The sequence below is a fragment of the Corynebacterium sp. MSK008 genome, assembly GCF_030232585.1.
In the GTDB taxonomy this organism is placed as follows: domain Bacteria; phylum Actinomycetota; class Actinomycetes; order Mycobacteriales; family Mycobacteriaceae; genus Corynebacterium.
This window is the reverse complement of the sequence record NZ_JASPJX010000001.1, coordinates 98,961-113,480: the sequence shown is the minus strand read 5'-3', so window position 1 is coordinate 113,480 and position 14,520 is coordinate 98,961. Positions and strand designations below refer to the sequence as shown.

At 67.6% G+C, this 14,520-nt stretch carries 11 protein-coding genes and 1 pseudogene; 8 read left to right on the top strand and 4 right to left on the bottom strand.

The features are described 5' to 3' along the window. Window positions 1-4: 4 nt before the first annotated feature. Window positions 5-955 carry a S41 family peptidase gene (locus QP996_RS11830; RefSeq protein ID WP_350309498.1) on the top strand — a complete coding sequence of 317 codons (951 nt, stop codon included), beginning with the start codon at window positions 5-7 and terminating at the stop codon, window positions 953-955. On the opposite strand, the pseudogene QP996_RS00550 reads toward QP996_RS11830, so the two are convergent. Continuing rightward, a pseudogene (locus tag QP996_RS00550) lies at window positions 939-1,097 on the bottom strand (HesB/IscA family protein); the annotation flags it as partial. The gene QP996_RS11830 and the pseudogene QP996_RS00550 overlap by 17 nt on opposite strands. 82 nt (window positions 1,098-1,179) lie before the next feature. Here QP996_RS00550 and QP996_RS00545 point away from each other — a divergent pair. Continuing rightward, window positions 1,180-2,166, top strand: a complete 987-nt coding sequence (locus QP996_RS00545) for a S41 family peptidase (RefSeq protein WP_284870665.1) — start codon at window positions 1,180-1,182, stop codon at window positions 2,164-2,166. 60 nt (window positions 2,167-2,226) lie between these two features. Here the strand turns inward: QP996_RS00545 and QP996_RS00540 are convergent, their stop codons facing one another. Then, entirely contained in the window at window positions 2,227-2,571 is a 345-nt protein-coding gene (locus tag QP996_RS00540; protein ID WP_034998489.1) for a HesB/IscA family protein, read from the bottom strand. A gap of 140 nt (window positions 2,572-2,711) precedes the next feature. On the opposite strand from QP996_RS00540, the gene QP996_RS00535 reads away from it, so the two are divergent. Further along, window positions 2,712-3,425, top strand: coding sequence for a DUF3043 domain-containing protein (locus tag QP996_RS00535; protein WP_284870664.1), 714 nt, complete (start codon window positions 2,712-2,714; stop codon window positions 3,423-3,425). A gap of 3 nt (window positions 3,426-3,428) precedes the next feature. Beyond that, on the top strand, window positions 3,429-4,415 hold the full coding sequence (locus QP996_RS00530; protein WP_284870663.1) for a nicotinate-nucleotide--dimethylbenzimidazole phosphoribosyltransferase: 987 nt from the start codon (window positions 3,429-3,431) through the stop codon (window positions 4,413-4,415). Here the strand turns inward: QP996_RS00530 and QP996_RS00525 are convergent. After that, window positions 4,412-5,518 (bottom strand): branched-chain amino acid aminotransferase, encoded by a 1,107-nt coding sequence (locus tag QP996_RS00525; protein ID WP_284870662.1) that lies wholly within the window; start codon window positions 5,516-5,518, stop codon window positions 4,412-4,414. The two genes, QP996_RS00530 and QP996_RS00525, sit on opposite strands and share 4 nt — an antisense overlap. Before the next feature lie 70 nt (window positions 5,519-5,588). Between QP996_RS00525 and QP996_RS00520 the strand changes: the two genes are divergently transcribed. Continuing rightward, window positions 5,589-7,076: a leucyl aminopeptidase gene (locus tag QP996_RS00520; protein WP_284870661.1), complete on the top strand. Its 1,488-nt coding sequence runs from the start codon at window positions 5,589-5,591 to the stop codon at window positions 7,074-7,076. Between the two features lie 81 nt (window positions 7,077-7,157). Here the strand turns inward: QP996_RS00520 and QP996_RS00515 are convergent, their stop codons facing one another. After that, entirely contained in the window at window positions 7,158-7,553 is a 396-nt protein-coding gene (locus tag QP996_RS00515; protein WP_284870660.1) for an oxidoreductase, read from the bottom strand. A 122-nt stretch (window positions 7,554-7,675) separates the two neighbouring features. Between QP996_RS00515 and sucB the strand changes: the two genes are divergently transcribed. The 3 genes from sucB (at window position 7,676) to gcvP (ending at window position 14,516) form a co-directional block, all read left to right on the top strand. After that, window positions 7,676-9,862: a 2-oxoglutarate dehydrogenase, E2 component, dihydrolipoamide succinyltransferase gene (sucB, locus tag QP996_RS00510; RefSeq protein ID WP_284870659.1), complete on the top strand. Its 2,187-nt coding sequence runs from the start codon at window positions 7,676-7,678 to the stop codon at window positions 9,860-9,862. 71 nt (window positions 9,863-9,933) lie between these two features. Continuing rightward, on the top strand, window positions 9,934-11,628 hold the full coding sequence (locus QP996_RS00505; RefSeq protein ID WP_284870658.1) for a dihydroxyacetone kinase family protein: 1,695 nt from the start codon (window positions 9,934-9,936) through the stop codon (window positions 11,626-11,628). A 74-nt stretch (window positions 11,629-11,702) separates the two neighbouring features. Beyond that, a complete protein-coding gene (gcvP, locus tag QP996_RS00500; protein WP_284870657.1) occupies window positions 11,703-14,516 on the top strand; it encodes an aminomethyl-transferring glycine dehydrogenase in 2,814 nt (937 codons plus the stop codon). Window positions 14,517-14,520 lie beyond the last annotated feature (4 nt).

Here is a 14,520-nt window from a genome sequence, read left to right as displayed (position 1 = left end):
CATCATGCGGAAGATCCTCGGGGCGGTCACGGCGGTGGTGCTCATCGCCGTCCTTGCTGTGGCGTACGTCTGGGGCCCGACGTACACGGCGAAACTCAACGGCCAGGCCCGGTTTTTCGGCACCGACACCCCCGCGCGCTACGCCCAGACAGCCCTCGAGCTGGCTGACAATGGCGTCTACGCGGATACGGAGCGCTACGCCGAGGCCCGGGCGGCGGTCGAAGACGCCGCGAAGCACGCGACCAGCCGCGAGGAGCTCTACCCGCTGATCCACGAGGCGGCGCGTGCGGCCGGCGGCCGGCACTCCGGGTTGTTGCGCCCGGGCGCGGAAGCCGAGCGTGACGCCTCCCCCGCCGCCCCAGCGCAGGCTGAGGTCACTCGCGACGGCGGGATCGCCCTCGCCACCGTCCCGGCAATCAGCCGGAACATGGACGGCAAGTCCTATGCGGAGGCGCTGGCAGGCGGCCTTGCGGACGCCCGCGACAGCGGCGCATGCGGCACCATCGTGGATCTGCGGGGCAACTACGGCGGCAACGCGCGCCCGATGATGGAGGGACTGTCCCCTCTCCTACCGGAAGGCCCGGTGATCTGGTGGGACAGTACCTTCGACCGGGAACCGCTGGAAGTTGAAAACAACACCGCCGGCAAGTGGGACGCTCCAGTTGCCGTGCTTGTGGACGGGGCTACCGCGTCCGCGGGAGAGCTGGCAATGATGGCGTTTCGCGGGCTTGAGCGCTCGCAAAGCTTCGGCGCCCCCACCAGCGGGCTCGCCTCATCGAACGCCATCTTCGACTTTCCCGACGGCTCCGCGCTAGTCATCACCGACGGGTATTTCGTAGCTCGCACCGGCGAGACATTCGAGTACGTCTCCGTCCCGCCAGACGTGGATGCCCGTCTGAGCGAGACACTTCCCGCCGCCAAACGGTGGCTCGCTGAGGAGCATGGCTGCAGCTAAGCGTGAAGCCCTGCTGCTCGATGGTGTCCGCGAAGTCGATGGTCGCGCCCATGAGGTACGGCACGCTCATCTTGTCCACGACCAGGCGCACGCCGCCGACCTCGTCGGCCTTGTCGCCGTCCAGGTAGCCGCCCGGCTGGACGCAGGACACCATCCGCGCTAACGCAGCCATTTTCCGACGGATCCGGCTGCCTACAGCACGGCTGCCTGGTTGAATAGGTTGCATGTCAACTGCACGGAAAGTCCTCATCGCAGTAGGCGGCGTCCTCGCCGCGCTCATGCTTGTCGCCGTCGCCGTCGCGTTCGTCTACGGCCCCACCATGACCGCGAAGGTTTCGGGAACCGCGCGATTCTGGGGCACAGACACACCAAGCCGCTACGCAAAGACAGTGTTGGATCTGTCGGAGGAGGGCATCTACGGCGACTCCGCGGAGTTCCAGGCCGCGCGCGCCGCAGCCGAAGATGCGGTTCAGGGGGCATCTTCGCGTGACGACGTCCGCTCGGCCCTCAACGATGCCGTGAAGGCTGCCGGCGGCAAGCACTCCAAGCTCATCGAGCCTGGTGCCGAGCAGGACAACGCAAGTGAAGCGGACACCCGCTCCCCGTCTGTGAATGTCAGGGACGGCGTGGCCTGGGCGACTGTGCCCGGTGTGGGCCGTCACGACGACGGCCAGCACTACGCCGACACGCTTGCCAAGGGGTTGACTGCCGCTCGCGACGGCGGTGCCTGCGGCGCGGTGGTGGACCTCCGCGGAAACGACGGAGGCGACATGGGGCCGATGCTCGCCGGGGTCTCTCCCCTGCTACCGGACGGCACGGCGCTGGAGTTTGTCTCCAACGCATACTCCAGCCCCGTAACAATCGAGGGCAACGGGGTGCGCGGCGGCGGTAGTCCGACGACTACCTCCGGCGGCAAGTGGGACGCGCCGGTCGCAGTGCTTGTCGACGGCGACACCGCGTCTTCCGCCGAAGCGACCATGCTGGCGTTCCGAGGCTTGGACAACTCGAGGAGTTTCGGGGCCCCGACAGCCGGCTACGCCTCAGCCAACATGGTCTACGACTTCCCCGATGGCAGCGCACTGATGCTGACCATTGCGAAAGATAAGGCACGCACGGGCGAAATTTTCTCCGAGGACCCGATTCAGCCCGATGAGCCCGGCGACGAAGACGCAGCCCTCGCGTGGCTCGCCGAGGAACACGGCTGCAGCTAAGGCGTGAAAAAGCTCCGCACCGTCGGTGGTGCGGAGCTTTCGTCGATAAGCAGGGAGTGCTTAGTTGAAGCTGTCGCCGCAAGCGCAGGCGGAACCGGCGTTCGGGTTGTCGATGGTGAAGCCCTGCTGCTCGATGGTGTCCGCGAAGTCGATGGTCGCGCCCATGAGGTACGGCACACTCATCTTGTCCACGACCAGGCGCACGCCGCCGACCTCGTCGGCCTTGTCGCCGTCCAGGTCACGGTCGTCGAAGTAGAGCTGGTAGCGCAGGCCAGCGCAGCCGCCCGGCTGAACAGCGATACGCAGGGACAGGTCGTTGCGGCCCTCCTGATCAAGCAGGGCCTTCGCCTTCGCCGCGGCGGCCTCGGTCAGGTTCACGCCGGTAGTAGAGGTGGGGGCAGTCATTGCAGTCTCCTTCGTGCCTCGACTCAAGTCTTTCGATGTGGAGTGGCGCCCATGCTACGCGCCACCGGCCATGCACAGTGCAACCGGTAGGCGTGCCGGGTTATTCCACTCCCGCGCGCGGGCCTTGTAGCCTATTGAGCGTGAAACTTCCCTGGCAGAAATCCGAGCAGAGCGCAAACGCGGCGCAGGGCTCGACGAAGGTCGAGCTGCCTGAGGCCGATACGGCCGAGCAGGCCGAGCAGGCGGAGAAGAAGCTCCCCAAGGGCTACACCCCGCCAAAGGGCCGCCCGACGCCGAAGCGCATCGACCAAGAGATCAAGCGCGGCGTGGTGCGCGACCCCAACGCCGCCACCCCGGCGCAGATCCGTCAGCGCGAAAAAGAGCTGAAGAAGACCATGTCCAAAGAGGAGTGGAAGGCGCACAAGAAGCAGGTGCGGGAGGAAAACCGCGCCCGCAACCGCGAAATCCAGGCCCGCATGGACGCCGGCGACGAGCGCTACCTCACCGAGCGCGACCGCGGCGAGGTACGCGGGTTCGTGCGCGACTGGGTGGACTCCAAGCGCTTTTTCAACAACTACGTCATGCCGGCCGCGCTGGTGCTTTTGCTGATCATGCTGATCGGCACTTGGCTGCCGCGCGTGTCCGCCGTGCTGTCGCTGCTGAGCCTGCTGTTTATGCTGACCATCTTCATCGAGGGTGTCATCATCGGCATCCGCGCCAACCGCGCAGTGCGCGAGAAGTTCCCGGAGGCCAACACCGGCTTCGGCCTGGGCATGTACGCCTTCTCCCGCGCCACCCAGCCGCGCAACTGGCGCACCCCGAAGCCGCGCGTGGCCGTGGGCGCGAAGGTCTAGGCCATGCAGTTTCCGCCGGTTGAGGCCCCGAAGCAATCCCACGGCCACGCCGTCGCCGACGCGTTGGCGGGCTCTGCCGCAGGGCTCGCGCTGGGCAGGCTGGGCTCCCTGGCGTCCAGAATCGCCTCGGTACAGGGCAAGGACGTCCCCACCCCGTTTGCCCGCCCGCGGGTGGTGGTTGTGGCGGGCAAGCACGGCGTGGCCGCGCGCGGCGTGTCCGCGTGGACCGAAAACGCGGGCGACACACAGGCCGAGCAGCTGCGCGCAGGCGGCGGCCCGGCCCACGCCGCGGCGCGTCTGGCGGGAGCGACGGTGCGGTTCATCGACGACTACCTCGAAGCGCCCACCGGCGCCATCGACGTGGAGCCCGCCACCTCCCCCGAGGTGTTCGACGCCGCGCTTGCCGCCGGTGCGGAGGTGGCGGACAACGAGATCGATTCCGGGGCGGATGTGATCATCCCCGGCGATATCGGGGTGGGCAACACCACCATCGCCGCGGCCGTCTACGGCGTATTCACCCGCACAGAGCCGGCCAAGGCCATCGGCCGCGGCTCCGGCATCAACGACAAGGTGTGGAAGGTCAAAGTCGCCGCGGTGCGCGACGCGATGTTCCGCGTCCGCGACTTCCGCGAGGACACCGAGCGCGTCTGCGCCGAACTCACCGGCCCGGACTTCGCCTTCCTGGTGGGCCTGATCGCCCAATCGGCAGCGCGGCGCACCCCGGTGCTCATCGGCGAGGCCTACCCCACCCTCGCCGCCTACGTGGCTGAGCGCCTCGCCCCCGGCACCAAGGACTGGCTCATCGCCGGCCAGTCCACCGCGGAACCGGCCCACGCTGGCTGCCTCGAGGCGCTCAATCTGACGCCGGTACTGGCGCTGGAAATGAAAACGGGCCAGGGCGCAGGGGCCCTGGCCGCGCTCGGCCAGCTCAACCTCGCGGCGGAGTTGGCGGGAGAGGTGCTGGCCGAAGGTGCGTCGATAGGCAACTAGCTCTCGATGAGCACGGTGTTCCAGCCGTGGGTGTCCTCCGCCTCGCCGGTCTGGATGCCGCGGAGGCGCTCGCGCATGGCCATGGTGATCTCGCCGGCCTCGTTGTTGTTCACCGTGAACTCGCCCTCGTTGGACTTCACGGTGCCGACCGGGGTGATCACGGCCGCGGTGCCGCACGCCATGGTCTCGGTGATCGTGCCGTCCTCGACGCCGGAGCGCCACTGCTCGACGGTGATCTTGCGCTCCTCTGCGGTGTAGCCCAGGTCCTCGGCCACCTGCAGCAGGGACTTGCGGGTGATACCCGGCAGCAGCGAGCCGGTCAGCTCAGGGGTGATGATCTTCGCGTCCGCGCCCGAGCCCTCGACGAACATGAGGTTCATGCCGCCCATCTCCTCGATGTACTTGCGCTCGATCGCGTCGAGCCACACCACCTGGTCGCAGCCCTGCTCCGCCGCCTGCTGCTGCGCGAGCAGGGACGCGGCGTAGTTGCCGGCGAACTTCGCGTCGCCGGTGCCGCCGGGGGCCGCGCGGACGTAGTCCTCGGAAATCCACACGCTGACCGGCTTGATACCGCCGGAGAAGTACGCGCCGGCCGGGGACGCGATGATGTAGAAGCTGTAGCTCGACGACGGCTTGACCCCCAGCGTCTTTTCCGTGCCGATCATGAACGGGCGCAGGTACAGCGACGCCTCGCCGCCGGCCTCCGGCACCCAGTCTTTGTCGATGTCCACGATCTGGCGCACCGCCTCCAGGAAGACCTCCTCCGGCAGCTCCGGCATGGCCATGCGTTCGGCGGAATTGTTCAGGCGCTTCGCGTTCTGCTCCGGGCGGAACGCGGTGATGCTGCCGTCGGCGTGGCGGTAAGCCTTCAGGCCCTCGAAGATGGCCTGGCCGTAGTGGAACACGTTGGATGCGGGGTCCAGCGAGATCGGCTCGTAGGCGCGCACCTGCGCGTTGTGCCAGCCTTCGTCCTCGGCCCACTCGATGGAGACCATGTGGTCCGTGAACTGCTGGCCAAACGCCGGGTCTTCGAGGATCTTCGCGCGCTCGGCGTCGGGCGTGGGGTTTTCGGTGGGGGTGATTGTGAATTCGATCTCAGCCATACGGACCAGGGTACTCCCCCGGTTCAGTACGCTCACAGGGTGTAATTGCCCGCACAACGAAAGGACATCCATGGCCTTCGACATCAGCCTCCCCGCCCGCGGCACCACGGTGCGCACAACGCTCGGCGCCACCGCCCCTGAAGGTGCGGCGCTGCTCATCCCCGTCGCGAACGGCGAGGACGGCATCGAGGTCCCCGTCACCGCGCTCGCCCCGAAGGGTCTGCTGGAGGCGCTGGTTGCGGTCGGCGCCAAGGGCACCGAGGGCGAGGTGACGCGTCTGCTTATCGACGGCTCCCTGGTCACCGCCTTCGGCCTCGGCGACGCCTCCGAGATCGACGACGAAGCCGTCCGCCGCGGCGTTGGCGCGGCAGCGCGCGCGTTGAACGACGTGGAGCGCGCCGCCATTTCCGCCGAGTTCGGCGTCGCCCCCGTGGTGGAGGGCCTGCTTTTGGGCGGCTACACCTACACCGGCCTGAAGTCCCAGGCTGAGGTGAAGGACGACGAGAACAGCGATGCCGAAACGCCGCAGACCACCGAGGTCACCGTCGTCGGCGCCGACGAGGCCGAGTACAACGCCGCCGTGATTGTCGCCGAGTCCGTGAACCTGGCGCGCGACCTGGTCAACACCCCCGGAAACTTCCTCTACCCCGAGTCCTACGCCGACATCATGGGCGAGGTCGCCTCGACGGCCGGCCTGGACATCGAGGTGCTCGACGAGGCCGCGCTGGAAAACCAGGGCTTCGGCGGCATCCTGTCCGTGGGCCGCGGCTCCTCGCGCCCGCCGCGCCTGGTGCACCTGACCTGGGCGCCTGCCGGCGCATCGACCAAGGTCGCGCTGGTGGGCAAGGGCATCACGTTCGACACCGGCGGTATCTCGCTCAAGCCCGGCTCCGGCATGGAGGACATGATCTCTGACATGGGCGGCTCCGCAGCCCAGCTCGCCGTGATCGCCGCGGCCGCGCGCCTTGAGCTGCCCGTGCGCATCGACGCCTGGCTGCCCCTGGCGGAGAACATGCCGTCCGGCACCGCCACCCGCCCGGGCGATGTGATCACCCACTACGGCGGCATCACCAGCGAGGTCATCAACACCGACGCCGAGGGACGCCTCGTGCTTGCCGACGCCATCGCCCGCGCCTGCGAAGACGGCCCCGCCTACCTCATCGAAACCGCCACGCTCACCGGCGCGCAGCTGGTGGCGCTGGGCAACCGCACCGCAGGCGTGATGGGCTCCGACGAGCTGCGCGACCTCATCGCCGAAACCGGCCGCGGCGTGGGCGAGCAGGCTTGGGCCATGCCGCTTTTGGAGGAGCAGGAGGACGAGCTGAAGTCCCCCATCGCCGACATCCGCAACACCCACAACGCGCGCACCGGCGGCATGCTGTTTGCCGGTCTGTACCTGTCCCGCTTCGTGCCGGAGGACGTTGAGTGGGCGCACGTCGACATCGCCGGCCCCGCCTGGAACGGCGGCGCCCCCTACGGCTACACCCCGAAGCGTGCCACTGGCGCGCCTGTGCGGACGATTGTGGAGACGTTGTCGCGCCTCGTCGATAAGCAATAGCTTTTGCAAAAGTCGGCAACGCCCCGGCGTTTTCCCAGGTGGGAAACCAGCGCGCCGGGGCGTTTTGTCGATTCGTACAAACTAGCTGTAAGGATTCTCGCCGCGCTCGAACCGGGCGCGGCGCTGCTTTTGCTCCTCGCGCTTGCGCAGGATGCGCTCCTGCTCGATTTTCCGGCGCATGCGGTCGGGGTAGCCGGTCTCTTCGACGTCGTAGAGCATGATGCCCAGCATGTCGGCCACCTGGTCGATGCCCTTCGGGCCGCCGATGCGACGGCGGGTGTAGTTGCCTTTTTCGTCCACGAGAACGACGGACATCTCGTTGACCATCGTTTCCGGCTCGACAAAACCCTCCACAAAGGCACGGCCGACGACCCAGTCGCGCAGGTACTGCGCATCGTCCGGACGAATCGTCTCCCCCGGCGCGCGGGGCGGTTTAAACGTCGTGGACTTCTTGCCTTTGCCGAACAGGTTGAACACGTCACACATCATACGGTGCGTCCCGGGCAGGAAAGGTCACCCCTTGGGCAACGTGCGGGGCTTGTTACAGGTACGCTTTGAGCTTGTATAGCTTCCAACGTTTCAATGAGGAGACTTAAGAAATGGCGCACTCAGTTGAGATGCCCGAGCTGGGCGAATCGGTCACCGAAGGCACGATCACCACGTGGCTGAAGGAAGTCGGCGACACGGTCGAGGTGGACGAGCCGCTGCTCGAGGTCTCCACCGACAAGGTCGACACCGAAATCCCGTCCCCGGTCGCAGGCGTGATCCTGGAGATCAAGGCCGAGGAGGACGACACCGTTGAGATCGGCGACGTCATCGCCATCATCGGCGAGGAGGGCGAGGAAGCAGATTCCTCCTCCGACGAGAAGGAAGAAAAGGCCGAGGCTGAGGACGCCGACGAGGCCGAGGAGAAGGCTGAGGCGGAGGCGCCAAAGAAGGACGACAAGCCGGCCAAGAAGGCCACCGGCGACGCCACCGACGTGGAAATGCCGGAGCTGGGCGAGTCCGTCACCGAGGGCACCATCACCACCTGGCTGAAGGAAGTCGGCGACGAGGTCGAGGTGGACGAGCCGCTGCTCGAGGTCTCCACCGACAAGGTCGACACCGAGATCCCGTCCCCGGTTGCTGGCACCCTGATTGAGATCCTGGCTGAGGAGGACGACACCGTCGAGGTCGGCGATGTCATCGCCCGCGTCGGCGACGCTGACGCCGCCGGCTCCTCCGATGACGAGGATGAGGACGACGGCGCTGCCGAGGAGAGCGTCGCAGACGAGGACGAGAAGGTCGAAGAGGACAACTCGGCCGAGGGCGAGGGCGACAACCCGGAGGACGCCCCGAAGAAGGACGAGAAGAAGTCTTCCTCCAAGAACAAGAAGGGCTCCGGCGAGGGCACCAAGGTGGAGATGCCGGAGCTCGGCGAGTCCGTCACCGAGGGCACCATCACCACCTGGCTGAAGGAAGTCGGCGACATGGTTGAGGTGGACGAGCCGCTGCTCGAGGTCTCCACCGACAAGGTCGACACCGAAATCCCGTCCCCGGTCGAGGGCACCATCCTGGAGATCCTGGCCGAGGAGGACGACACCGTCGAGGTCGGCGATGTCATCGTGATCATCGGCGACGCCGAGGCTGCTGCGGAGGCCGACGCCGATGACGCTGAAGAGGCTGAGGAGCCGGCCGAGGAGAAGGCTGAAGAGAAGCCGGAACCGAAGGAAGAGAAGAAGCCGGAGCCGAAGAAGGAAGAGCCGAAGAAGGAAGAGCCGAAGGCCGACAAGGGCGACAAGGCTGACTCCAAGAACGCTTCCGCCAAGGTGAACAACGGCGACAACGTCCCGTACGTCACCCCGCTGGTGCGCAAGCTCGCCGACAAGCACGGCGTGGACCTGAACTCGGTTGAGGGCACCGGCGTCGGCGGCCGCATCCGCAAGCAGGACGTCCTGGCCGCGGCTGAGGGCGGCAAGGCCGAGGGCACCGCTGGGGCAGCCGAGGCGAAGGGCGACGAGAAAGCTGCTCCGAAGGGCGAGCGCGCCAACTGGTCCACCAAGTCCGTGGACCCGGCGAAGGCGGAGCTCATCGGCACCACCCAGCGTGTGAACCGCATCCGCGAGATCACCGCCGCGAAGATGGTGGAGTCCCTGCAGACCACCGCGCAGCTGACCCACGTGCAGGAGGTCGACGTGACCCGCGTTGCGGAGCTGCGCAAGAAGGTCAAGCCGGCATTCGTCGAGAAGCATGGCGCAAACATCACCTACCTGGCCTTCTTCATCAAGGCCACGGCCGAGGCGCTGGTGTCCCACCCGAACGTCAACGCTTCCTACGACGCTGACGCGAAGGAGATCACCTACCACGAGGATGTCAACATCGGTATCGCCGTGGACACGCCGCAGGGCCTGCTGGTGCCGGTGATCAAGAAGGTGCAGGACATGAACCTGGCCGGCATCGCGAAGGCGATCACCGACCTCGCGGACCGCGCGCGCAACAAGAAGCTGCGTCCGGACGATCTGTCCGGTGCGACCTTCACCGTCACCAACATCGGTTCCGAGGGCGCGCTGCTGGATACCCCGGTGCTGACCCCGCCGCAGGCCGGCATCCTGGGCACCGCCGCGATTGAGAAGCGCCCGGTCATCGTGACCGAGGACGGCATCGACTCCATCGCGATCCGCCAGATGTGCTACCTGCCGTTCACCTACGATCACCAGCTGATCGACGGTGCGGACGCGGGCCGTTTCGTCACCACGATCAAGGACCGCATCGAGCAGGGCGATTTCGAGGCTGACCTCGACGTCTAAGCCCGCAAGCGCGCTGAACCCGGCACCGTTTTTCGGTGCCGGGTTTCGTCGTTTTTGCATACAGTGGCGGTATGGCTGACACGTTCAAATCATTTCGTAACTCCACCGACCGCTTCATGCGGGAAGCCCTCGGCGGCCTTGTCGCCGCGCACCCGTGCGCCGAGTGGCACGACGAGGGCTTCGTGGGGCTATTGCTTGACGACGCCACCAAAGGCGAGCAACGGGTAGCCGTCATCTCCGGCGGCGGGTCCGGCCACGAGCCGATGCACGCAGGCTTCATCGGCGCCGGCATGTTGGACGCGGCCTGCCCGGGTCTGCTGTTCACCTCCCCCAACGCGGTGCAGATCGGCGCGGCCACCGAGTGGGCCAACCGCGGCGCGGGCGTGGTGCACGTGGTGAAGAACTACACCGGCGACGTGATGAACTTCACCGTGGCGGCGAACCACGCCGACGCGGAGGTGGCGCAGGTGCTGGTGGACGACGACGTGGCCACCGAGATCGACAACGACGATTCTCCGGGCCGCCGCGGCACCGGAGCGACGGTGATTGTGGAGAAGATCGCGGGTGCTGCGGCCGCGCGCGGCGACGACCTGCAGTCGGTGGCGGAGGTTGCCCAGCGCGCGGCGGATCAGTCCCGCAGCATGGCGGTGGCGCTGCAGCCGGGCCACTCCCCGACCTCGGACCGCGCGACGTTCGACTTGGCGGACGGCCAGATTGAGATCGGCGTGGGCATCCACGGCGAGCCGGGCGTGGAGCGCCGCGACATTGCCGGCGCGCAGCTGACCGCCTCGGCCCTGGTGGAGGAACTCCTGGACGGCATCCTGACTTCGCTGCGCGACGCCGGCGTTGACGGCGACGACGTCATGCTGTTTGTCAACGGCCTGGGCGGCACGAGCCAGCTGGAACAGGACCTGGTCTTCGGCGAGGCGCTCAAGCAGCTGACGGACCGCGGGCTGAACGTGCGCCGCGGCATGCGCGGCACGCTGGTGACCTCGCTGAACATGGCGGGCATCTCGCTTACGCTCACCGTGCTCGACGACGAGCTCATCGAGCTTATCGACGCCTCTACCACCGCCCCCGCCTGGCCCGGCACCGTCGCGGACCCCGAGTACGCGGATGCACGCATGGTCGATGATGCGGCCCAGCCGGATAGCGGCGAGGAGAACACCTGGCTGACCAACTTTGTGGAGCGCCTCGCCGCCAGCTACGACGACCTGACGGCCCTGGACCGCGAGGCCGGCGACGGCGACTTCGGTCAGAATATGGAGGCGGCCTTTGGTGACGTCGTTAGGCCTGTGTGCGGTGCTGACGCAGAGGTGCTGAATTTCTTCGCCCACCGCATGCTGGTGCGCGCCGGCGGCACCTCCGGCGCGGTGCTGGGCACCTTCTTCCGCCAGATGGCCGACGCGTTCGAGGGCGTGGATTCACGCGACGCGGACGGCTCCACGTTTGCCGAGGCGCTCGCCGAGGGGCTTAAGCGCGGCGTCGACGCAATCACCGAGCTCGGCGGCGCGAAGGAGGGCGACAACACGCTCGTCGACGCCCTCGCCCCCGCCGCCCGCGCCGCTTCGGACGCCACCGGTAGCGTCGACGAGGTGCTCGCGCACGTCTTCGCCCCGGCCGTCGAGGGCGCGAAGGCGACCCGCGGCATGCAGGCGAAAAAGGGCCGCGCGTCCTATCTCGGCGAGAGCGCAAAGGACGTGCCGGATCCGGGCGCGATCGCGGTGACGTGGCTGTTCGGCGAAGCGGGTGTAGGCGAGTTCTAAATCAGGCGTTCGGGGGCTGAGAAACAGCTAAGCTGTCGCGTGGTTATCACGACCCGATTTTCAAGGAGCCACTCTTGGATTACATCTCCCGCCATATCGGCCCAGACCAGGCAGAACAGCAGAAAATGCTGGATGCTCTGGGGTACGATTCCCTCGATGCGCTGATCACCGCGGCGGTGCCCTCCGGCATCCTGGCGCAGCAGCCGCTCGACCTGCCGGAGGCGCTGACGGAGTACGAGGCCCAGGCCCGCTTGCGCGAGCTCGCAGACAAGAACACGGTGCTGCGCGCGTTTTACGGCCAGGGCTTCTCCTCCACGCTGACCCCGCCTGTGATCCGCCGCGGCGTGGTGGAGGACGCCGGCTGGTACACGGCCTACACGCCGTACCAGGCCGAAATTTCGCAGGGCCGCCTTGAGGCGCTGCTGAACTTCCAGATCATGGTGCAGGATCTGACCGGCTTGGACATCGCGAACGCTTCGCTTCTCGACGAAGCATCCGCCGCCGCCGAAGCCGTCGGTTTGATGTCGCGTGTGGTGAAGAAGGGCCGCCGGGTGCTTCTGGATTCGCGTCTGCACCCGCAGGTGATCACGGTCGCCTCCGAGCGCGCCCGCGCGATCGACCTGAAGGTCGAGGTGGCCAACCTGGCCGAGGGCGTGGTCGGCGAGGACCTCGTCGGCGCCGTGTTCGCCTACCCGGGCACCGAGGGCGACATCGTGGACCCGCGACCGGTGATCGAGGCGATCCACGAGCGCGGCGGCCTGGTCGCCGTCGACGCCGACATCCTGGCCCTGACGCTGCTGGAGTCCCCCGGCGAGTTCGGCGCGGACATCGCCATCGGCACCACCCAGCGCTTCGGCGTGCCGCTGTTCTACGGCGGCCCGCACGCGGCCTACATGGCGGTGCGCGAGAAGCTGCAGCGCCAGATGCCGGGCCGCCTGGTGGGCGTGTCCAAGGACGCCGAGGGTTACCCCGCCTACCGCCTGGCGCTGCAGACGCGCGAGCAGCACATCCGCCGCGAGCGCGCCACCTCCAACATCTGCACAGCGCAGGCGCTTTTGGCCGTCACCGCGTCCATGTACGCCGTCTACCACGGCCCGCAAGGCCTGACCGAGATCGCGCGCGCCGTGCACCAGCGCGCCGCGGACTTCGCCGCGTCCCTTGAGGCTGCCAGTGTGACGGTCAAGCACGACGAGTTCTTCGACACGGTGGCGGTTGAGGTTGCGGGGGCGGCGGAGGTCGTCGCAAAGCTGGCGGATGCAGGCTACCTGGTCCGCGCAATCGACGAGACCACCGTCGGTGTCTCCTTCGGCGAGGACACCACCGACGCCGACGTCGAGGCGCTGCTGGCAGGCTTCGGCGCTTCCGTCGTCGAGGGCGCCACTCGCATCCCGGCGGCGCTGGAGCGCACCACCGAGTTCCTCACCCACGAGACGTTCAACCGCATCCACTCCGAGACGCAGATGATGCGCTACATCCGCGCACTCGGCGACAAGGACCTCGCGCTGGACCGCACGATGATCCCGCTGGGCTCGTGCACCATGAAGCTCAACCCCACCGCCGGCCTGGAGGCGATCACCTGGCCGGGGTTCGCCAACGTGCACCCCTACACCCCCGACGAGTACACCGAAGGCTGGCGCGAGCTTATCGACGAAATCCGCGCCTGGCTGGTGGCAATCACCGGCTACGCCGAGGTGTCCGTGCAGCCGAACTCCGGCGCCACCGGCGAACTGGCGGGGCTTTTGGCCATCCGCGCGTACCACGTGGCAAACGGTGATGCCGAGCGCGACATCTGCCTGATCCCGGCCTCGGCGCACGGCACGAACGCGGCGTCGGCGACGCTGGCGAACCTGCGCGTCGTGGTGGTGAAAACCGCCGACGACGGCTCGATCGACCTGGCGGACCTGGACGCGAAGCTGGAAAAGCATGCCGACGCCGTGGCAGCGATCATGCTCACCTACCCGTCCACGCACGGCGTGTATGAGGAAGACGTGCGCGTGGTCTGCGACAAGGTGCACGCCGCCGGCGGGCAGGTCTACATCGACGGCGCGAACATGAACGCGTTGACCGGCATCGCCCGCCCGGGCGACTTCGGCGGCGATGTGAGCCACCTGAATCTGCACAAGACGTTCACCATCCCGCACGGCGGCGGCGGCCCGGGCGTGGGCCCGATCGGCGTGGGCGAGCACCTGATCCCGTTCCTGCCGGGCGACCCGACCGCGGCTGACGGCGAAGGCGGTGTGCCGGTGACCTCCACCCTGTACGGCTCCGCTGGTGTGCTGCCGATTTCCTGGTCGTACATCGCCATGTCCGGTGCCGCCGGCCTGCGCAGCGCCACCGAGCACGCGGTGCTGGGCGCGAACTACATCGCGCGCGCTTTGAACGACTCCTACCCGGTGCTCTACACCGGCAACGACGGCCTGGTCGGCCACGAGTGCATCCTGGACCTGCGCGAACTTACCGACGCCTCCGGGGTCACCGCCGCGGATGTGGCCAAGCGCCTGATCGACTACGGCTTCCACGCCCCCACCCTCGCCTTCCCGGTCGCCGGCACGCTGATGGTGGAGCCGACCGAGTCCGAGGACCTGGCCGAGCTGGACCGCTTCATCGAGGCGATGCGCTCCATCCGCGCCGAGATCCAGGAGATCATCGACGGCGAAGTGGAGTACGAAAACTCCGTCGTGCACAACGCGCCGTACACCGCCGAGAGTGTGATCCGATCCGAGTGGCCGTACGAGTTCACCCGTGAGAAGGCCGCCTACCCGGTTGCCTCGCTGGTGCACGCGAAGTACTTCCCGCCGGTGCGGCGCATCGACGAAGCCTTCGGCGACCGCAACCTCCAGTGCGCCTGCCCGCCGCCGGAAGCGTTTGACATCGAAACTGAGTCTTAAAGGA